The sequence below is a fragment of the Clostridiales bacterium genome, assembly GCA_017569285.1.
In the GTDB taxonomy this organism is placed as follows: domain Bacteria; phylum Bacillota; class Clostridia; order Christensenellales; family Aristaeellaceae; genus Aristaeella.
In genome coordinates this window covers 1582578-1602903 of sequence record CP069419.1, presented here as the reverse complement: position 1 = coordinate 1602903, position 20326 = coordinate 1582578, and the positions used below count along the sequence as shown (strand labels likewise).

General features: G+C 59.7%; 14 protein-coding genes. 13 read left to right on the top strand and 1 reads right to left on the bottom strand.

Features of this window, described 5'->3' with window-relative positions:
* Positions 1-21 precede the first annotated feature (21 nt).
* Positions 22-1701 (top strand): formate--tetrahydrofolate ligase, encoded by a 1680-nt coding sequence (locus tag JNO48_06900; GenBank protein ID QTE69614.1) that lies wholly within the window; start codon positions 22-24, stop codon positions 1699-1701.
* Positions 1702-1764: 63 nt separating this feature from the next.
* On the opposite strand, the gene JNO48_06895 is transcribed toward JNO48_06900, so the two are convergent.
* Positions 1765-3099, bottom strand: a complete 1335-nt coding sequence (locus tag JNO48_06895) for a replication-associated recombination protein A (GenBank protein QTE69613.1) — start codon at positions 3097-3099, stop codon at positions 1765-1767.
* 200 nt (positions 3100-3299) lie between these two features.
* On the opposite strand from JNO48_06895, the gene JNO48_06890 reads away from it, so the two are divergent.
* The 12 genes from JNO48_06890 (at position 3300) to tsaD (ending at position 20315) form a co-directional block, all read left to right on the top strand.
* Positions 3300-5579, top strand: a complete 2280-nt coding sequence (locus tag JNO48_06890; protein QTE69612.1) for a glycoside hydrolase family 3 C-terminal domain-containing protein — start codon at positions 3300-3302, stop codon at positions 5577-5579.
* 359 nt (positions 5580-5938) lie between these two features.
* On the top strand, positions 5939-6505 hold the full coding sequence (locus JNO48_06885; GenBank protein QTE69611.1) for a hypothetical protein: 567 nt from the start codon (positions 5939-5941) through the stop codon (positions 6503-6505).
* 97 nt (positions 6506-6602) lie between these two features.
* A complete protein-coding gene (locus JNO48_06880) occupies positions 6603-7841 on the top strand; it encodes an extracellular solute-binding protein (protein ID QTE69610.1) in 1239 nt (412 codons plus the stop codon).
* 116 nt (positions 7842-7957) lie between these two features.
* The gene (locus tag JNO48_06875) at positions 7958-8842 is read left to right on the top strand and encodes a sugar ABC transporter permease (GenBank protein ID QTE69609.1); all 885 of its coding nucleotides are present in this window, start codon (positions 7958-7960) and stop codon (positions 8840-8842) included.
* On the top strand, positions 8839-9711 hold the full coding sequence (locus JNO48_06870; protein ID QTE69608.1) for a carbohydrate ABC transporter permease: 873 nt from the start codon (positions 8839-8841) through the stop codon (positions 9709-9711). Before JNO48_06875 ends, JNO48_06870 begins: the two co-directional genes overlap by 4 nt.
* Before the next feature lie 195 nt (positions 9712-9906).
* Positions 9907-11289 carry an MATE family efflux transporter gene (locus JNO48_06865; GenBank protein QTE69607.1) on the top strand — a complete coding sequence of 461 codons (1383 nt, stop codon included), beginning with the start codon at positions 9907-9909 and terminating at the stop codon, positions 11287-11289.
* Between the two features lie 150 nt (positions 11290-11439).
* Complete coding sequence (locus JNO48_06860) at positions 11440-12285, top strand: zinc ribbon domain-containing protein (GenBank protein QTE69606.1); 846 nt, start codon at positions 11440-11442, stop codon at positions 12283-12285.
* 116 nt (positions 12286-12401) lie between these two features.
* Complete coding sequence (locus JNO48_06855) at positions 12402-14360, top strand: hypothetical protein (protein ID QTE69605.1); 1959 nt, start codon at positions 12402-12404, stop codon at positions 14358-14360.
* Between the two features lie 183 nt (positions 14361-14543).
* Positions 14544-17243 (top strand): preprotein translocase subunit SecA, encoded by a 2700-nt coding sequence (gene secA, locus JNO48_06850; protein ID QTE69604.1) that lies wholly within the window; start codon positions 14544-14546, stop codon positions 17241-17243.
* Positions 17244-17325: 82 nt separating this feature from the next.
* On the top strand, positions 17326-18426 hold the full coding sequence (gene prfB / locus JNO48_06845) for a peptide chain release factor 2 (GenBank protein ID QTE69603.1): 1101 nt from the start codon (positions 17326-17328) through the stop codon (positions 18424-18426).
* A gap of 120 nt (positions 18427-18546) precedes the next feature.
* Positions 18547-19239 (top strand): DUF1461 domain-containing protein, encoded by a 693-nt coding sequence (locus JNO48_06840; protein QTE69602.1) that lies wholly within the window; start codon positions 18547-18549, stop codon positions 19237-19239.
* The gene (gene tsaD / locus JNO48_06835) at positions 19236-20315 is read left to right on the top strand and encodes a tRNA (adenosine(37)-N6)-threonylcarbamoyltransferase complex transferase subunit TsaD (protein QTE69601.1); all 1080 of its coding nucleotides are present in this window, start codon (positions 19236-19238) and stop codon (positions 20313-20315) included. The genes JNO48_06840 and tsaD overlap by 4 nt, the downstream gene beginning before the upstream one ends.
* The last annotated feature ends 11 nt before the right edge of the window (positions 20316-20326 follow it).

Genomic DNA, 20326 nt, shown 5'->3' with positions numbered 1-20326 from the left:
ACCATAACAAGGAGGCAGACCATGGCATACCTTACCGACATTGAGATTGCACAGCAGTGCAAAATGCAGCCCATTACCGAGATTGCGAAAAAGGCCCATGTCGATGAGAAGTACATCGAGCAGTACGGCCGCTACAAAGCCAAGATCGATCCCGCCCTGATCACCGAGACCGACCGGAAGCCCGGCAAGCTGGTGCTGGTGACCGCGATCACGCCGACTCCCGCCGGAGAAGGCAAGACCACGACCACGATCGGCCTGGCTGACGGCCTGAGCCGGATCGGCAAGGACGTAACCGTGGCGCTGCGCGAGCCCAGCCTGGGCCCGGTGTTCGGCGTCAAGGGCGGCGCCGCCGGCGGCGGCTATGCCCAGGTCGTGCCCATGGAGGATATCAACCTGCATTTCACCGGCGATTTCCATGCCATCGGCGCGGCGAACAACCTGCTGGCGGCTATGCTGGACAACCATATCCAGCAGGGAAATGCCCTGGGAATCGACGTGAAGAAGATCACCTGGAAGCGCTGCGTGGACATGAATGACCGGCAGCTGCGGTTTGTGGTGGACGGCCTCGGCGGCAAGGCAAACGGCGTTCCGCGTGAGGACGGCTTTGATATCACCGTGGCCAGCGAGATCATGGCGGTGTTCTGCCTCGCCAGCGATATGGCGGACCTGAAGAAACGCCTGAGCCGGATCATCGTGGCGTACACCTATGACGACAAGCCCGTGACCGCCGGCGACCTGAAGGCGACCGGCGCCATGGCGGCCCTGCTGCGCGACGCGCTGAAGCCGAACCTGGTGCAGACGCTGGAAGGCACTCCCGCGTTCGTTCACGGCGGACCGTTCGCGAATATTGCCCACGGATGCAACTCTGTGATGGCGACCCGCATGGCGATGCGGATGGGCGACTATACCGTGACGGAAGCCGGCTTCGGTGCCGACCTGGGCGCGGAGAAGTTCCTGGACATCAAGTGCCGGATGGCGGGCCTGACCCCCGACGCGGTGGTCGTGGTCGGCACGGTGCGCGCACTGAAGATGCACGGCGGCCTGGACAAGAAGCAGCTGGCCACCGAGGACCTGGCGGCCCTGGAGAAGGGTATCCCGAACCTGCTGCGCCATGTGAACAATATCACGACCGTTTACCAGCTGCCCTGCGTGGTGGCGATCAACCGCTTCCCGACGGACACCGACGCGGAGATCGATTTCATCGTGAAGAAGTGCCGCGAGCTGGGCGTCAACACCGTGCTGAGCACCGTGTGGGCGGAAGGCGGCAAGGGCGGCGAGGAGCTGGCCCGCGAAGTGGTCCGGCTGTGCGAGGAGGAGAAGGGCAACTTCACCTTCAGCTATGACCTGGATATGAGCATTGAGGAGAAGCTGGAAGCCGTGACGAAGAAGATCTACGGCGGCGCCGGCGTTGCCCTGACTCCTGCGGCGAAGAAGCAGGCGGAACGGCTGACCGAGCTGGGCTTTGACAAGCTCCCCATCTGCGTGGCCAAGACGCAGTACTCCTTCTCCGACGATCCCGCCCTGCTGGGCGCACCGGAAGGATTCACCGTGACCGTCCGCAACCTGAAGGTTTCCGCAGGCGCCGGCTTCCTGGTCGCACTGACCGGCGAGATCATGACGATGCCCGGCCTGCCGAAGTCCCCGGCGGCGGAACGCATCGACGTGGACGAGAACACCGGCAAGATCACCGGCCTGTTCTGATCGCAGATATAAAGCAAGGCACACGCGCTTCGGCGCGTGTGCCTTTTGTGATGTTCGGACAGATTATTTACCCCTATGTTCTTTCTTCCAGGCTTCGATCTGTTCGAGGCGTTCCTTATATTTGGCTTCCAGCCCCTGGGTGGTGGGGTGGTAGAACTTCCGGTCCTTCAGGGCATCAGGCAGGCACTGCATGGCCGTGATCTTTTCCTCATAGTCATGCGCGTACTGGTAACCCTTGCCGTAGGACAGGTTTTTCATCAGGGTGGTGGGGGCGTTGCGGATGACGAGCGGAACCGGTGCGTCCGGCTCCTTCTCGATGGCTTCCTTTGCCTCCATGGTGGCAATTTCCATCGCGTTGGACTTGGACGCCAGGGACATGTAAACCACGGCTTCCGCCAGGTGCACGTTGCATTCTGGCACCCCGATGAAATGGCAGGCCTGGTAGGCGGCCACCGCAACCTCCATGGCCCGCGGATCGGCCAGGCCGACATCCTCGGCAGCAAAGCGCAGCACCCGCCGCGCGATGTACAGCGGATCTTCGCCGCCCTCGAGCATCCGCATCATCCAGTAGACGGCGGCATCGGGATCGGAATTGCGCATGGATTTATGCAGGGCGGAGATAAGGTTGTAATGCTCCTCGCCGTCCTTGTCGTACATGAGGTTTTTCCGGCTGAGGCACTGGGCGACGATCTCATCCGTCACATGGATTCCGGTTTCCCCGGCTTCGCCGTTGAGGACGACCATCTCCAGCGTGCTCAGGGCGCTGCGGGCATCTCCGTTGCAGAAGCCGGCGATGGCGTCCAGGGCTTTTTCGCTGATCGTGACGTGGTCCCGCCCGAAACCGCGCTCATCCGTGAGGGCCCGGCGGAGCAGGGACAGGATATCCTCCCGGCTGAGGGCCTGCAGCACAAAGACCTTGCAGCGGGACAGAAGCGCGCTGTTAACCTCGAAGGAAGGGTTTTCGGTGGTTGCGCCGATGAGCACGATGCTGCCCTTTTCCACAAAGGGAAGGAAGGCATCCTGCTGGGCTTTGTTGAAGCGGTGGATTTCGTCCACAAAGACGATCGTCCGTGCGCCGTAGACACGGTTTTCTTCCGCTTGCTGCATGACCTGGCGGATTTCCCTGATGCCGCTGGTGACGGCGGAGAAATCGATGAACGCGGCCTTGGTCCGCAGGGCGATGACCCGGGCAATCGTGGTTTTGCCGACGCCGGGAGGACCCCAGAAGATCATGGAGGTAATGACGTCCGACTCGATCAGGCGGCGCAGCACCTTCCCCGGGCCCAGCAGATGCCGCTGGCCGGCAATTTCATCCAGCGTGGCCGGACGCATCCGGGCTGCCAGCGGCTGGCCGGCCGGGTTCGGCGTTTCTTCCGGCAGCAGGGTGGGTTCGTTCATGGGAGCGCCTCCGTTTTCCTTGATATGCTTATTATAACGTATATCCAAAGGAAAGAAAAGCGAACAAAAGCGGACAGGATCCGGGACGGTTCCCGGAAGAAGGCCGGTTGACATTCGTCCGGAGGAGATGACATAATAAGTAAAAGAGCTGAAAATTGCAGCCTGCCGACAGATGCATCGGACAGAAAGGGACGGAACGTATGGATATTAAATCGCTGGTTTCACAGATGACCCTGGAGGAGAAGGCCGGGCTTTGCTCCGGCGACGATTTCTGGCACACCAAGGCGGTGGAACGCCTGGGGATTCCGAGATCCATGGTCAGCGACGGCCCGCACGGGCTTCGGAAGCAGGACGACAAGGCAGATCACCTGGGAATCAACGACAGCATTAAGGCGGTGTGTTTTCCTACCGCATGCGCCACAGCGGCATCCTTTGACCCGGAACTGATCCGGGCGATCGGGGAAGCCATCGGGGACAGCTGCCAGCATGAACGGGTATCGGTGGTGCTGGGGCCCGCGGTGAACATCAAGCGGAGCCCCCTGTGCGGGCGGAATTTTGAGTACTTCTCCGAGGACCCCGTTCTCGCCGGCCGGATGGCCACGGCGATGATCCGGGGCGTACAGAGCCGGAATGTGGGCACCAGCATCAAGCATTTTGCGCTGAACAGCCAGGAGCACCGCCGCATGAGTTCCTCCTCCGACGCGGATGAGCGGACCATCCGGGAAATCTATTTTCCGGCGTTTGAGATGGCGGTGAAGGAAGCACGGCCGTGGACGGTTATGTGTTCCTACAATAAGATCAACGGGGTGTTTGCCTCGGAGAATGCCTGGCTGCTGACGGACGTCCTGCGGAAGGAATGGGGATTTGACGGATATACAGTGTCCGACTGGGGCGCGGTATCCAACCGGCCGGCCGGGGTGGCCGCGGGGCTGGACCTTGAAATGCCCGCTTCCGGCGGCGCCAATGACCGGAAGATCGTGGAAGCTGTCCGGGGCGGAAAGCTGGATGAAAAGCTGGTGGACCAGGCATGCGAGCGGATCCTGGGGATTGTGTACCGGTACCTGGAAAACGCGAAGCCGGATACGCCGTGGGATATGGAAGCACAGCATGCGCAGGCGGCGGAGGCCGCAGCGGAATGCATGGTCCTGCTGAAAAACGAAGGAGAGCTCCTGCCGCTCGGCAAAGAGGACCGGATTGCGTTTATCGGCGAATTTGCGGAGAAACCGCGCTTCCAGGGCGGCGGAAGCAGCCATATCAACTGTTTCCGGGTAACGGGCGCCCTGGAAGCCGCCGGAAGCCGGGGACTGCAGGTAGAGTTTGCCCGCGGGTATTCCGTGGAAAAGGATGAAGCGTCCGAACCGGATATTGCCGCCGCGGCGGAAGCGGCCAGGCGCGCGAAGGCGGCGGTGGTGTTTGCGGGCCTTCCGGATTCCTATGAGTCCGAAGGATATGACCGTACGCACCTGCGCCTGCCGGAATGCCAGAACCGTGTGATTGAGGCAGTGGCGGCAGCCAATCCGAATACCATTGTGGTGCTGCATAACGGCGCCCCGGTGGAGATGCCATGGATCGGCCGGGTGAAGGCGGTCCTGGAAGCCTATCTCGGCGGACAGGCGGTCGGGGAGGCGGCGGTCCGGGTGCTGTTCGGCGATGTGAATCCGTGCGGACACCTGCCGGAAACGTTTCCGATACGGCTGGAGGATAACCCCTCTTACCTGTTCTACGGCGGGGAAGGGAATGTGGCGGAATACCGGGAGGGCGTCTTTGTCGGCTACCGGTATTACGACAAAAAGCGGATGGAGGTCTTGTTTCCCTTCGGACACGGGCTGTCCTACACCACGTTTGAGTACAGCGGGCTGAAGCTGAGTGCGGACAGGATCCGGGATACGGAGGAACTGACGGCAACGGTGACCGTAAAGAACACCGGGAACCGTGCCGGTAAGGCGGTGGTCCAGCTGTATGTCGGAGATGTGGAAAGCACGCCCATCCGGCCGGTGCGGGAACTGAAGGATTTTACGAAGGTGCTCCTGCAGCCCGGGGAAAGCCGGGAGGTGTCCTTTACGCTTGGAAAGCGGGCGTTTGCTTACTGGAACCGGCAGATTCACGACTGGCATGTGGAAACGGGCGCGTTTACCGTGGAGGCCGGCGGATCCAGCCGGGACCTTCCGCTGAGCGCGGAGGTGACGGTGGAGTCCACAACGGAGCTGCCGCACTGCTATACAGCGGACAGTATCTTTATGGATATTATGGCCGATCCGAAAGCCGCGCCGGTGATGCGGGAATATATGAAGGAAGCAGCCGGGATGTTCGGGAACGGCGGCGGCCAGGACAGCGGATCGGATGCGGCAAAGGAAGCAATTTCTGATGAAATGAACCTGGCCATGATGAACTATATGCCCCTTCGCGGCGCTGCCAGCCTTGGCGGGGGCTCCGCGGAAGATGTGGAAAAACTGGTGGAAAAACTGAACAGCATATTATGATGCGCAACCACAATATATTGTGGTGGAAAACCGGAACGGAATACGCCGTTCCGGTTTTATTCCGCCCTTTTTTCCGACAAAGCAGATGAATTTCCGGTAAAACCGGTAGAAAACGGGCAAAACCACAAAAAGAACAATAATTAACAAACGTTGGTTTACAAGGGTTGATAACGATACCATAACTTTCGGGGCATGTGCAAAAAGGGGAAGAATGTATGCAAATCCTACATTTTGTGCTTGCAAAAAAGGGAGAGGGAGGGTATACTGTTCCCTGCATGATGTGACGAATCGGAATGATATTTAACCGTTTTGTGCTGATGATCCGGCATAAAGCGATTCATGTAAGGAGACCCAGCCGCGTGATCAGAAAGCTTGTTTGCCTGCTTCTTCTGTTTGCCCTGTGTGCAGTCGGGACAGCGGTGTCAGAAAGCACACAGATCACCGCGGGAGACTGGGCGTTCACACATGCGCCAGAAGAATCGGTCCTGCTGCTGCGGGAAGACGGAATAGCGGTCTTTAAGGGGCAGGAATACAGCTGGACCGGTGACGGGGAATTCATCCGGCTGGCCGCGGAGAGCGGAGAAGAGATTTCACTCCGTTTCGTGACCACCGAAGAGAAGACCCTGCTTTACATCCCGACGGAGTATATCCGCGCGGAGGAGTATCCCGGCGAAGGCCTGTACGGAGCATGGATCGGGAAGGAACGTGAAGGAAGCACCTTCATCTTCCGGGAAGACAACCGGTTCCTGGAGGACGGAACGTTTACCGGAACCTTCCGGATTGACGAAGAGGCCGAATCATTCCTGCTGGTTTACATCCGGTATTTTGATGACACGCTCTGCTATTTCCACATGGACGGGAATGACGCCCTGACGGTGGATTACCCCTGGACCATGGTGGAAACACAGGCAGCCCCGGCGCCGTAAGGCATACGGCCGCAATCCGGAACAGCCCGGGCGCGGCAATCCCTTTGAGCTTCTTTTAGCGGAGGCTAAAATTTATATTTTTTATAGGAGGATTCTTATGAAAAAGGTACTTGCCCTGGTTCTGGCCACCATCATGGTCCTCAGCATCAGCGCCGCTTTTGCTGACAAGACCCCTCTGACCCTGTGGTCCATCGCTGTTGAAGGCGACTCCAACCGTGCTGCCTACCTGGCCGCCGTTGATGCTTTCAACGCTGCGAACCCCGATTTCGAAATGACCATGGAACCCACCGAGAATGAAGCCTACAAGACCAAGATCAAGGCCGCTATGAACGCTGGCACTGATCTGCCGGACATCTTCTTCACCTGGTCCATGTCCTTCCTGGGCGACTTCGTCAACGCCGGCCGCGTGCTGTGCCTGGATGACGTCCTGCCCGAGTACAAGGACAAGCTGACCGACACCGTGCTGGCCAACACCACCTATGAAGGAAAGCACTACGGTGTGCCGCTGACCATGAACGTGGTTACCCTGTTCGCCAACATGGACCTGCTGGCCAAGGTTGGCTGCGAAAAGGTTCCGGAGACCTATGACGAGCTGATCGAAGTCTGCAAAGCCCTGAAGGCTGCTGACATCATCCCCTTTGGCGTTTCCGGCAAGGAAAACTGGTGCCTGTCTGAGTACACCGAGCCCCTGCTGGTGAAGACCATCGGCGCCAAGGGCCTGGAAGACTGCTACACCGGCGCTGCTTCCTGGGACCAGCCCGGAGTCATCGAAGCCATGAACAAGTTCATTGAGCTGAAAGAGTACATCGATCCCAACGCTGCCGCCCTGGGCAACGAAGAAGTGAAGCAGGCCTTCATCGATGGAAAGTACGCTTTCTATCAGAATGGTTCCTGGAACTGCGGCGACATTTCCGACAAGGCTCAGTTCACCGCTGCTGCCTGCATGTTCCCCGTGGTTGACGCTGAAAAGGCGACCCTGTACGAAATGGTCGGCGGCCCCAACGATACGCTGGCTGTTACCGCTACCTGCGCGGATCCCGCTGTGTGCGCGAAGGCCGCTTTCGACCTGGGCTGCACCATCTCCCGCGAAGGCAACCTGAATGGCGCCGGCCTGCCCACCTGGGCCGTGGACTATGACACCACCAACGTCAAGTACCTGAGCAATCAGGTTGCTGAGATGGTCGCTCAGTCCCAGGGCATGGTCCTGTTCGGAGACAACTTCCTGTCCGCTGATGCCGCCAACACCTATCTGGACTTCATCGCCCAGATCTTCGCCGGCGATATCGACGCTGAAGGCTTCGCCAAGGGCCTGGCTGCTGAACTGCAGGCTCAGTAATGTATCCGTAAAGGATCATTATACAGTCAAATCCCAGTGAATTCAGGGAGACGGTCCCCAAAGGGGGAACCCGGCAGGGACCGCCTCCCTCCTTTTCTTGAAGGGGAATTTCAGAAATGAAAAAGACGATAGGTTACCGGATCAACATTTTCCTGTTTTTACTTCCGGCGCTCTTCCTGTTTATAGGCGTGCTGATCGCGCCTATTGCCATGTCCGCATTTTACAGCCTTCATAAGTGGAGCGGATTTGATACGCCGGTGTTCATCGGCCTCAAAAACTATGTGGAACTGTTTACCAGCATGTCCATCAATTTCCCGCGGGCATTGAAAAATGCCCTTCTGCTGGCACTGTTTTCCGTAATTATCCAGCTCCCGTTTGCACTGTGGCTGGCCCTGAAGCTGGCAAAGGGGGTTCGGGGAGAACGGTTTTTCCTTTCCGTATTCTTCCTGCCCGTGCTGATTTCCACCGTTGTTATCGGCCAGCTGTGGATCAAGATCTACAACCCGGAATACGGCGTACTGAATACGCTTCTGCGGAGCCTGGGGCTGGACAGCTGGTGCCAGATCTGGCTGGGAGACCGGAATACAGCGCTTGGAGCGGCTTTTGTCCCGATGCTGTGGCAGTATGTGGGCTATCATATGCTGCTGATGTATGCGGGAGTCAAGAGTGTTCCGCCGGAACTACGGGAAGCCGGCATGCTCGATGGCTGCAATGACAGCAAGCTGAACCGGTACATCGTTATTCCCTATATCAAGCCCATCCTTCGGGTCAGCGTAATCTTTGCGGTTACAGGCTCCCTGAAAGCTTTTGACCTGATCTACGTTCTTACCAACGGCGGACCGGTCCACGCAACAGAAGTGCCCAGCACGCTGATGATTAACCTGCTGTTCCTGCGCAACCGCTACGGCATGGGATCAGCAATCGCTGTGATGCTGATTCTGCTGTGCTTCCTGTTTGCGCTGCTGATCAATATGATTTTCAGAAAGGATAAGGTAGTATGAGCACAGTTGAAATCAAAGCCGGCCGGGCTCATACTGCCGGCAACAAGCTTTCGGTCCGTACGGTGCTGATCTTCACCGTTCTGATTGTATGGGCGTTTGTCAGCCTTTTTCCAGTTTACTGGATGCTGACCTTCTCCCTGAAGAACAATTCCGAAATATTCGGATCCAATGTGATCGGACTGCCGAATTACTGGGCGTGGGAGAACTATGACCGGGCGCTGCACACCGGCAGTATGGGCCGGTATTTCCTCAACAGCCTGGTTATTGCCGTATCTTCCATCCTCTTTACACTTATTGCGGCAGTTATGGCGACTTACGCGATGACGCGGCTGGTGTGGAAGGGCCGGGAGACCATGAACAAGTTCTTCATGCTCGGGCTGACCATCCCGATCCACGCGGCCATTGTTCCCCTATATGTGGTGCTCAGCAGGGTAGGCATGCTGAACAGTTACGGAGCGCTGATCATTCCCTATTCAGCGTTCTCGCTGGCGATGGCGATCCTGATCAGTACCGGGTTCATGGGGGACATTCCCTATGACCTGGACGAGGCCGCCTTCCTGGACGGCTGCGGTGTCTGGGGAATTTTCTTCCGCGTCATTGCCCCGCTGATGGTTCCGGCGGTTTCCACCGTGGGTATTTATACCTTCCTGCAGTGCTGGAACGAGCTGATGTTCGCAACGATCTTCAACAGCAAGGAAGCCCTGAAGACGCTGCCGGTGGGTATCCAGGGCCTGGTGGGCCAGTACTCTACGGAGTGGGGCGCCATCGGCGCATCCCTTTCGATTGCCACCATCCCGACGCTGATTGTGTACGTCCTGCTGAGCAAACGGATCCAGGACAGTTTCATCGCCGGTGCGGTCAAGGGCTGATCGGCCTGTTTTTTCCCAGAATCCCGGAAGATACTCCGGGATTCTGTTTTTGTGGGATTGAAATTCCGGGCGGTCCATGATACAGTACGGAAAGCAAACGATTGCGGGCATGGACAGAAGGCCCGGAAACAACGGAAAGAACAAGGCTGAACTGACTACGCCCGGAGTGCCAGGGACGGAGGAAACACAACCGGTATGATCAACAGAATCCGGATCACCCGGGATGAACGCCCGGTGTGCAGGCAGATCATGAAGCTGACCGGCCCGATCATCCTGCAGAACCTGCTGAGCGCAGCGGTCAACTCCGCGGACGTGGTGATGCTGAATTTCGTGGGGCAGGCGCATATATCGGCGGTTTCCCTGGCAGCCCAGTATGCCAGCGTCCTGTTTATGGTGCTGTACGGGCTGGGAACCGGCGTGACCATGCTGAGCGCCCAGTATTTCGGCCGGGGCGACCTGAAGGCTGTGGATGCGGTGGAAGGCATCGCGCTGCGATTCTCCGTGATTGTGACAGCGATGCTGGCAGCCGCGGCCCTGCTGATTCCGGAACAGATGATGCGGGTGTTTACACCGGATCCGGAGCTGATCGCCATCGGCGCGGAATACCTGCGGAATGTGTCTGCTGCCTACCTCTGCTGGGGCCTGATTGAAATCTACCTCGCCACGCTGCGCTCCGTGGGGCGGGTGGGGATCAGCACGGCGCTGAACACCACGGCATTCCTGCTGAATATCCTGCTGAACGCAGTGTTTATCTTCGGGCTGTTCGGCGCGCCGAAGCTCGGCGCAGCGGGTGTGGCCCTGGCGACATCCATCTCACGGATCGTGGAACTGATTCTGGCGCTGGCGGTATCCGGCCGGAGCCGGGACGTAAAGCTGAAGCTGTCGTATATGCTGATCCGGAGCAAGGCGCTTTTCCGCGATTTCCTGCGGATGGCCATGCCGGTCACGCTGAACGACGTTTCCTGGGGACTGGCATTCTCGATGTATTCCGTGATCATCGGGCAGTTTCTCGGGACAGATATGGTGGCTGCCAACTCTTTTACCTCCCTGGTGCGGAACTTCGGTACGGTGCTGTGCTTCAGCGTGGCCAGCGGCGGGGGAATCCTGCTGGGGCAGCTGCTCGGGAACGGGCAGATGAAGGAAGCGGAGCAGGGCGCGAAGGTGCTGATGAAACTGACGGTACTGTCCGGCATTGCGGGCGGCCTGGTGGTGCTGGCCTGCATCCCGCCGGCACTGCGGTTCGCGAACCTGACGGAAGCCGGACGGGGATACCTGAAGGGAATGCTGCTGATCAACACCTATTACGTGATGGGGCAGGCGGTGAACACCACCCTGATCGCCGGGATCTTCCGGGCGGGGGGAGACAGCCGGTTCGGCTTTGTCTGCGACACGATTGATATGTGGTGCTACGCGGTTCCGCTGGGTTTCCTGGCCGCGGCGGCGCTGAAACTTCCGCCGCTGGCGGTTTATTTCCTGCTGTGCACGGATGAGTTTGTGAAGTGGCCATGGGTATTCCGGCACTACCGGAGCCGGAAATGGCTGCGGAACATTACCCGGGAGAATGTGCTGGACGCATGATTCCCGGAAGAGGGAAACGGAGAAGGATGCTGCCCGGCGGGCGGCATCCTTTTCGTTTGGACGGATACCGGTGCAAAAGCTTTGCCCCAGGGCGGGTTCTGATGTATAATCAATGCGACAGACGGCGTCACGCCGCAAGGGAGGCCGGGAATGGCACTGACAGCATACTGCAAAAAATGCGGCCGGGAAGTGGAGCCGGGGGAGATCTGCCCCCGCTGCGGAACCCGGCTGGGGAAAAATGCCGCGCATGCCGCATGGTGCGTGGAACGCACGCCGGTGAAGGACTGGATGTACTGGAACAGCGTGATGCGCGTGCTGCTGCCAGCGGCGCTGGTTATCCTGGTGCTGGTGCTGGTCCTGGAGGCGGTGAGCGGAGGAATCGCCGCGGTGGAGCGGATGATGACTTCCGGTTTCCCGCTGACCCTGCTGATCCTGCTGGCAGCGGCCCTGCTGGCGGTGTTTGCCGTCCTGCTGCTTCAGGGAAAGGAACTGTCCGACTTTGTGGTGGACAGCCGGGGAATCCATGAGACCCGCTATCTGCCGGATCCGACCCCGCTGAAACTGCTGATGCGGATGAAATCCCCGGCGGCGGCGAAACAGGCCGAGGGCGGGGATACCCGGGTGCTGATGCTTTCCCGCAGGGACCTGGCCTGGAAGGACGTAGCCCGGGTGCAGCTGTGGCCTGAAAAATGCATGATTCTCTTCTATGCCCCGGCCTGGTGGCTGCGGATTCCCACGATCTGCACGCCATTCTCCTGGGATGATACCATCGGCTTTGCCCAGGAGAAACTGGGGAAGAAGAAAAAGGTGAAACTGCCGCCGTCCATGGCGCAGGACGCGCCTGCGGCAAGGCGCAGCGCGGTCCGGGAACCGGCCGTGGAGCAGATCCGGATGGACGAAATGGAACCGGCCTGGGCGGATTCGTTTGCGGAGCCCGCTCCGCCGGAAGGGGAGATTCCGCCGGCGGATTTCGCCGAAGAGGAGCCGAAAGCTTGACATGGCATGGCTTAGCCGGTAAAATATCATAGACATCCTGTAACCGTAAATTCATAGCGGGTCCGGCGGAGGCATCCACCGGAGGAAGGAGGAAGGAGCGGGGGCTCCGAAACATTATGAGCAGAAAACGGCTGTGGCTGGTACTGGCGCTTGGCATCGCGCTGATCCTTCTGGTGACGGGTTCGGCGCTGGCGGCCAACGATTCGCTGAAGTTCAATATGGAACTGAGCGACGACACTTTCTCCGAGCCCAAAACCATCACGGTTTCCATTACGGTGAGCAACGCGGGTGAAAGCGATCTCCCCGGACCGGTAACCCTGTACTATCCCAGCGGGAAGCAGGTGGATGAGTTCGGCTCTCCCACACTGACTGTCGGGTCCAGCAAGAACTGGAGCGGTCCCTGGTCCGTGACGCAGAAGGAACTGGACGAAGGCAAGATCACCTTCATTGTCCGCTATTCCGTGTATAACGAAGAAGGCGAACTGAAATCCTACGCTGCCGGCATCACCCGGCATATCCATTATTCCGGCGCGGAACCGGAACTGGAAGTGAAGCGTTCCATCATCCCGCAGACGGCCTCAGACGGACAGGAAGTCAGCGTGATTTATGAAATCACCAACAAAGGCTCTGCGGATGTTTCCTCCGTCACCATCAAGGAGAACTCCTCGATTGCGAAGGACAACGCCTCCATCGGAAGCATCAAGGCCGGTGAAACCGCGAAGCATGTTTTCACCGTCAAGATGGGCAAGAAGGACCTGACCAGCGCAGCCACCGTTTCCTACAAGGCCGGCGGCAAGAGCTATACCAGCAAGGTGGACAGCGCCACCATCAAATACGGCAAGATCAACCTGAGCGCCACGCTGACCGCCGACAAAAAGGGCGGTGCACCGGGTGATGTGGTTAAACTGACCCTGAAGCTGAAGAACTCCGGCTCCACCGATTACAAGAACGTCGTTGTGACGGATGAGAAACTGGGGACCGTGTTTGAAGATGTGACGGTTCCGAAGGGACAGTCCCTGACGCTGGAAAAGGACCTGACCATCACGGAGACGCAGGACCTGCTGTTTACCGTGAAGGGCGAAGACGAAAAAGGCCAGGCGGTGGAAACCGCGACCGGCCAGGTGAAGGTGATTGCCACCGATCCCACCCAGCAGATCGCGCTGAAAGTGACCGCAGAAGCGGACCGGGACAACGTTTACACGATTCCCGCACAGGTTCGTTTCACGGTGACCGTGACCAATGACAGCACGATGGACGTCAGCAATATCGCGGTGTACGCGGTGAATACGCGGCTGTATACATTCGCTTCCATTGCCCCGCGGGAGAGCAAAACCTTTACCCGGGACGTGCTGATCAGCGACAAGGGTACATTCCAGTTTGAGGCGCGGGTGAATGACCAGCTGGGCCAGACCCTGAGCTTCCCGAGCAATGCGATTCCGATCAAACACGCACCGCCGACGCCGGAACCGACGGCGACCCCGGTGATTACCCCGCCGGCCCCGGTGCAGGTCACCTATCCCCCGGCAACCGCGGAACCCACCTGGATCAGCCAGGCGGAAGGCATCGCGGATTCAGCGAAATGGATCCTGGCGGCTGTGGCCGGTGTGCTGGCCATCCTGCTGCTGATCGGCGCGGTGCGCCGGGCGATCAGCAAGAGCCAGTCCAACAAGGCGATGGACCACCTGGACGGCGGCCTGTACCGCGACTACAGCGCCACACCGAAGCGCGGACGGAGAAACGAGATCCGCAGCGGTACGGACGAGGATAAACCGCAGGAAGAGGCGGAAACGGCAGCCGCTCCGGAAGAAACACCGGCTCCCGCAGAGGAGAAGGCGGATATCTCGGATGAAGCAGCTCCGATGGCGGAAACGCTGCGCCGGTTGTATTCCGAGAAGAAGGAAGACGCGGAGCAGGCAGCGGAAGCGGCCGCAGAGACCGTGGAAGAAGCGGCTGACGACGTGAAGGAAGCTGCCGGGGAAGCGGCGGAGGATGCCGGCGAAGCCCTGAAGGACGCCGCGGATACCGCCGTGCAGACAGCGGAAGCCGCCCACCGCCGCAGGGCAAAGAAGGGCTGATTCCCTGAACTGAAGACAAAGGGTCCGGAACCCGATACGGGTTCCGGACTTTTTTGTCCCGACGGCAGGCAGCGGGCATCCGGATGTTTTGTGGTTGCGGGCAGGGGGTTGGGGTGGTATAATAATTTGTCTATATATGTCCGTTTTTTTGCTGCGGACAAAGCGAACGTGAGGAGTACACCGATGCTGGACTTTCTGAAGAAGATGCTGGGAGCCGGAAATGATGCCCAGTTGAAGAAACTGAAAAAGCCTGTGGATGAGGTGATGGCGCTGGAGGAGGAGTACCGCGCACTGACCGACGAACAGCTGCAGGCAAAGACGGAAGAGTTCCGCGAACGGCTGCGGAACGGTGAAACTGAAGATGATATCCTGCCGGAAGCGTTTGCCACCGTGCGGGAGGCCGCGGACCGGGTGCTGGGCATGCGGCCGTTCCGCGTGCAGGTGCTGGGCGGCGTTGTGCTGCACCAGGGCCGGATCGCCGAAATGAAAACCGGTGAAGGCAAAACACTGGTGGCCACCATGCCGGCGTACCTGAACGCTCTCCGGGGTGAAGGCGTGCATATCGTGACCGTGAACGACTACCTGGCCCGCCGCGACAGCGAGTGGATGGGTAAGGTGCACCGCTTCCTGGGACTGACGGTCGGCCTGATCGTGCATGACCTGGAACCGGAAGAACGCCGCGCGGCGTATGCCTGCGACATCACCTACGGAACCAACAACGAGCTGGGATTTGACTACCTGCGGGATAACATGGTGATCCGGCAGGGTGATCTGGTGCAGCGGGGACATGCCTTTGCCATCGTGGACGAGGTGGACTCCATCCTGATCGATGAGGCGCGGACACCGCTGATCATCTCCGGCCAGGGCGAGAAGAGCACCGAGCTGTACGACCGTGTGGATGCCGTGGTGAAGACCATGCGGGCGGAGACCCACTATGAGGTGGACGAGAAGAAGAAAGCAGTGACCCTGACGGACGAAGGCGCCCAGAAGGTGGAAGCGGCTTTCGGCATTGAGAACCTGAACGATCCGGAAAACAGCGAACTGAACCACCATGTGAACTGCGCGCTGCGGGCGCATACCCTGATGAAGCGCGATGTGGACTACGTGGTGCAGAACGGCCAGGTCATCATCGTGGATGAGTTCACCGGCCGCCTGATGATCGGCCGGCGGTATTCCGAAGGCCTGCACCAGGCCATCGAAGCGAAGGAACATGTGAAGGTGGAGCGCGAAAGCAAGACGCTGGCCACGATCACATTCCAGAACTATTTCCGCATGTACAATAAGCTGTCCGGTATGACCGGTACGGCCAAGACGGAAGAGGGCGAATTCCAGGGCATCTACGCGCTGGACGTTGTGGAAATCCCCACCAACAAGCCGACGATCCGGAAGGACCTCGAGGACGTTGTTTACAAAAACAAGAACGCGAAGTACCAGGCGGTCCTCGCATCCATCGCGGAGCATCACGCGACGCACCAGCCGATCCTGGTGGGTACGATCAGCGTGGAGGTCAGTGAGCTGCTGAGCGACATGCTGCGGAAAAAGGGAATTGCCCATGAAGTGCTGAACGCCAAGAACCATGCCCGTGAAGCGGAAATCGTGGCGCAGGCCGGCCGCTGGGATGCCGTGACGATCGCGACCAACATGGCCGGCCGCGGTACCGACATCGTGCTGGGCGGCAACCCGGAATTCATGGCCCGGAAGGCGATGAAGCAGGAGGGCTTCGAGGAGGAAATCATCGAGGAAGCCGTCGGGCATAACGAGCATGTCAGCGCTGAGGTGCTGGACGCCCGGAAACGCTTCCAGGATCTGTACCGGAAGTTCAAAATGGAAACCGACGTGGAGCATGACCGTGTTCTGCAGGCCGGCGGCCTGCACATCATCGGTACGGAGCGCCATGAAAGCCGCCGGATTGACAACCAACTGCGCGGCCGCTCCGGCCGGCAGGGCGACCCCGGCTCCACCCAGTTCTTCATCAGCCTGGAGGACGACCTGATGCGTCTGTTCGGCAGCGAACGGATCGGCACGATGGTGGACCGGCTGGGACTGAAGGACGATGAGCCGCTGACGGCGGGCCTGCTGACCAAGCAGATTGAAAGCGCCCAGAAGCGGATTGAAGGACGCAACTTCGAGACCCGGAAACACGTGCTGGAATACGACAACGTGATGAACCGCCAGCGCGAAGTGATTTACGGACAGCGCCGCCGCGTGCTGATGGGCGAAAACGTCAAGGACAGCATCATGCGGATGGCAGACCATGTGATCGACTTTGCCATGGGCCGCTGGATGAACGGCGAGGATCCCGACGACTGGGAATGGAAGGAAGCCACCAATTACCTGGAAAACCTGTGCAACCACCATGGTACCCTGGAGCAGCTCCGCTCCCTGGCTGAAGAAGGCAAACGGGATGAATTCATTGCGGAGCTGAAGCAGGACGCCCGCACGTTCTACGAAGAGCGGGAAAAAATGCTGGATGAGATCCATGTGGATATGCGCGAGGTGGAGCGCGTGATGCTGCTCCGCAGCGTGGATACCCGCTGGATGGACCATATTGACGCCATGGACCAGCTGCGGGACGGCATCGGCTTCCGGGCTTACAGCGGCAAGAATCCCGTGACGGAATACCAGATTGAAGCCACCCACATGTTCGAGGAGCTGAACCACCTGATCCGGGAGGACACGGTGCGCCGGGTTTACCAGACCAAGGTGCAGGTGACACCGGAACGGGTGCAGACGGCGAAACCGGTGGAGGCCCGCATGGCGGGAGACGGCCCCCGGCAGCCGCGGCGTGTGAAGCCCGGCCAGAAGGTGGGACGGAACGATCCGTGCCCCTGCGGAAGCGGCAAGAAGTACAAGAACTGCTGCATGCTGAAGGAACAGCAATAGAGTGCGGTTGGTGAATGAAACGGACGTAATTGACTGACTGCGGAAAACTGACGCAGGGGACCCAAACAAAGGAGAAATAACCATGATTGAACTGGAACAATACGCCCAGGACATCAACGGAATCCGGAAGAGCATCCTGGCGGCCGGCGAGGCACTGCATATCGACCATATGCGGGAGCAGATCGACGAGCTGACCGAGGAAATGAACCAGCCGGAATTCTGGAATGATACGGAACGGTCCACCAAGGTGAACCAGAAGCTGGGCCATCTGAAAAACAAACTGAATCATTATGAGCACCTGCTCTCCACCGCTGATGACATCGACACCATGATGGAACTGGCGAAGGAAGAAAATGACGAGGATATGGTGCGCGAGGTCGGCGAGGAACTGGAAAAGCTGAAGGAACAGTCGGATGCGCTGGAGCTGGAAACCCTGATGCGGGGCGACTATGACGACAGCGACGCGGTGCTGAGCCTGCACGCCGGCGCCGGCGGAACGGAAGCGCAGGACTGGACGCAGATGCTGTACCGGATGTATACCCGGTATTGCGAGCGGATGGGCTTCGAGGTGAAGCTGCTGGACCTGCTGGACGGCGATGAAGCCGGCATCAAGAGCGTGACGTTCGAGGTAAGCGGCGACCATGCCTACGGCTACCTGCGCGGAGAAAAGGGCGTGCACCGGCTGGTGCGCATCAGTCCTTTCGACGCGAACGCCCGGCGGCACACCAGCTTCTCCAGCCTGGATGTTGCGCCGATGCTCGAGGATGACGGCGACGAGATCAAGATTGACATGAAGGACGTGCGGGTGGATACCTACCACTCCAGCGGCGCCGGCGGACAGAACGTCAACAAGACCAGTTCCGCCGTCCGGATGACGCACTTCCCCACGGGTATCGTGGTGGCCTGCCAGACGGAGCGCGACCAGGTTCAGAACCGCGCGACCTGTCTGAAAATGCTGAAAGCCAAGCTGCTGGAACTGCGTGAGCGGGAAAAGGAACAGCAGATGGCGGACATCAAGGGCGAGATGAAGAAGATTGAATGGGGCAGCCAGATCCGCTCCTACGTCTTCCAGCCCTACACGATGGTGAAGGACCACCGGACGAACTACGAATCCGGCAACATTGACGACGTCATGAACGGCAACCTGGAAGGTTTCGTGACAGCGTACCTGAAGATGCAATGATGCAGAAGCACACGCGCTTCAGCGCGTAACGTGCTTCGCATGCTACAGCCGTCCATTGCTGCGAGTCGTAAGCGAAGCAGGAATGGGTAACGGCGATCGCAAGGCGCCACAGGAGGCAGCGTGAAGAAGTATTCCAAAGCCATCGGTGCAGCCGCAGCCATTCTCTGGATCATGTTCTGGATTACCGCCGTCATCCTGCAGATTGCCGGGGACGGCCATCTGATGGAAGCGGAAATGATGCAGTGCGCGCCGCCGGAAACGACCGGGCTGGCCGCGGCGGAATATCCGGGAATTGTGGACATGACCACCGGATACCTGACCGGCCGGATTGCGGAATTCCAATATACAGTTACGGACAGCGCGGGGCAGAATGCCCCGTGCTTCCATGACTATGAGGCAGCGCACATGGCGGACTGCCGGGCACTGATATCCCTGGACCGGACGGTGATGATCCTGGCAGGTGTGTCGGCGCTGGTGCTGACCGCCGCCGTGCTGCTGCGCGGAAACCGGGAACGGTTCTGCCGGGGTATCCTGACCGGACTGCGGATCATGGGCGGCGTGCTTGCCGCACTGCTGATCTGGGCGCTGGCAGACTTTACCGGCCTGTTTGTCACCTTTCACAAGGCGGCATTCCCCAACGGCGGATGGCTGCTGAATCCGCAGACGGACCTGCTGATCCGCCTGATGCCGCTGGATTTCTTTATCCGCCTGGGTATCCGGGGCGCCATGCGGGCACTGGCCATGCCAATCCTGCTGGAAGCCGCGGCCCGGGCCGGAATATACCGGACCAGAAACAAGGAGCAAAAACCATGACCTATGAGGAGGCCTCCCGCCGGCAGGCGGAGGCACTGCGGGACAAGAAGGGCGTCCGGATCCTGGCGCTGGAAACCAGCTGCGACGAGACTGCCGCGGCGGTGATTGAGGATGGACGCAAAATCCTGAGCAATATCGTGTTCAGCCAGATCGACCTGCACGAGCTGTACGGCGGCGTCGTGCCGGAGATCGCGAGCCGGGCGCACATGGAAGCATGCGACCGGGTGGTGGATGAGGCGCTGCGCGCGGCCGGCATGGAACTGGCGGATGTGGACGCGCTGGCGGTCACCAAAGGCCCCGGACTGGTCGGCGCACTGCTGACCGGTGTCAACTGCATGAAGGGACTGGCCTTCGCGGCGGGAAAGCCGCTGATCGGCGTGAACCATATCGAAGGCCATGTGAGCGCAAACTACCTGACGAATCCGGACCTGGAACCCCCATTCCTGTGCCTGGTGGTTTCCGGCGGGCACAGCCACCTGGTGGAGGTCCGGGATTACGGCGTATACCGGCTGCTGGGGCAGACGGCGGATGACGCGGCGGGCGAAGCGTTTGACAAGGCGGCCCGCGCGCTCGGCCTGCCGTATCCCGGCGGCCCAAGGATTGACGCGCTGGCCGAGGAGGGAGATCCGGAGGCGTTCCGCCTTCCGGAACCGAAGACCGCGGGACGGTATGATTACAGCTTCAGCGGACTGAAGACCGCGTTCATCAACACGGTGCACGGGATTGAACAGCGGGGAGAACCGCTGCCCCGGGCAGACCTGGCGGCGTCATTCCGCCGGGCGGTCTGCAGGGAACTGACCGACAAGGCGCGGATCCTGATCCGCGAACGGCCAGAAACTGCCGCGGGCGGTATGGCGCTTGCGGGCGGCGTATCCGCCAACCGGGAGCTGCGGCGGATGGCACAGGCAATGTGTGATGAGCTGGGTGTACGGCTGTATATGCCGGAAATCAAGCTGTGCACGGACAACGGAGCGATGATCGGAAGCGCGGCATATTACCAGCTGCGGCGGGGGGAAACCGCCGGGCTGAACATGAACGCCGAACCGGCACTCCGGCTGGTGATGAGCGAACAGTAACGGACAGAACA

Bases quoted from the DNA above. Each gene is read 5' to 3' on its own strand.
- JNO48_06900 (QTE69614.1), top strand. From the start codon at position 22: ATGGCATACCTTACCGACATTGAGATTGCACAGCAGTGCAAAATGCAG.
- JNO48_06895 (QTE69613.1), bottom strand. From the start codon at position 3,099: ATGAACGAACCCACCCTGCTGCCGGAAGAAACGCCGAACCCGGCCGGC.
- JNO48_06890 (QTE69612.1), top strand. From the start codon at position 3,300: ATGGATATTAAATCGCTGGTTTCACAGATGACCCTGGAGGAGAAGGCC.
- JNO48_06880 (QTE69610.1), top strand. From the start codon at position 6,603: ATGAAAAAGGTACTTGCCCTGGTTCTGGCCACCATCATGGTCCTCAGC.
- JNO48_06875 (QTE69609.1), top strand. From the start codon at position 7,958: ATGAAAAAGACGATAGGTTACCGGATCAACATTTTCCTGTTTTTACTT.
- JNO48_06870 (QTE69608.1), top strand. From the start codon at position 8,839: ATGAGCACAGTTGAAATCAAAGCCGGCCGGGCTCATACTGCCGGCAAC.
- JNO48_06865 (QTE69607.1), top strand. From the start codon at position 9,907: ATGATCAACAGAATCCGGATCACCCGGGATGAACGCCCGGTGTGCAGG.
- JNO48_06860 (QTE69606.1), top strand. From the start codon at position 11,440: ATGGCACTGACAGCATACTGCAAAAAATGCGGCCGGGAAGTGGAGCCG.
- JNO48_06855 (QTE69605.1), top strand. From the start codon at position 12,402: ATGAGCAGAAAACGGCTGTGGCTGGTACTGGCGCTTGGCATCGCGCTG.
- secA (QTE69604.1), top strand. From the start codon at position 14,544: ATGCTGGACTTTCTGAAGAAGATGCTGGGAGCCGGAAATGATGCCCAG.
- prfB (QTE69603.1), top strand. From the start codon at position 17,326: ATGATTGAACTGGAACAATACGCCCAGGACATCAACGGAATCCGGAAG.
- tsaD (QTE69601.1), top strand. From the start codon at position 19,236: ATGACCTATGAGGAGGCCTCCCGCCGGCAGGCGGAGGCACTGCGGGAC.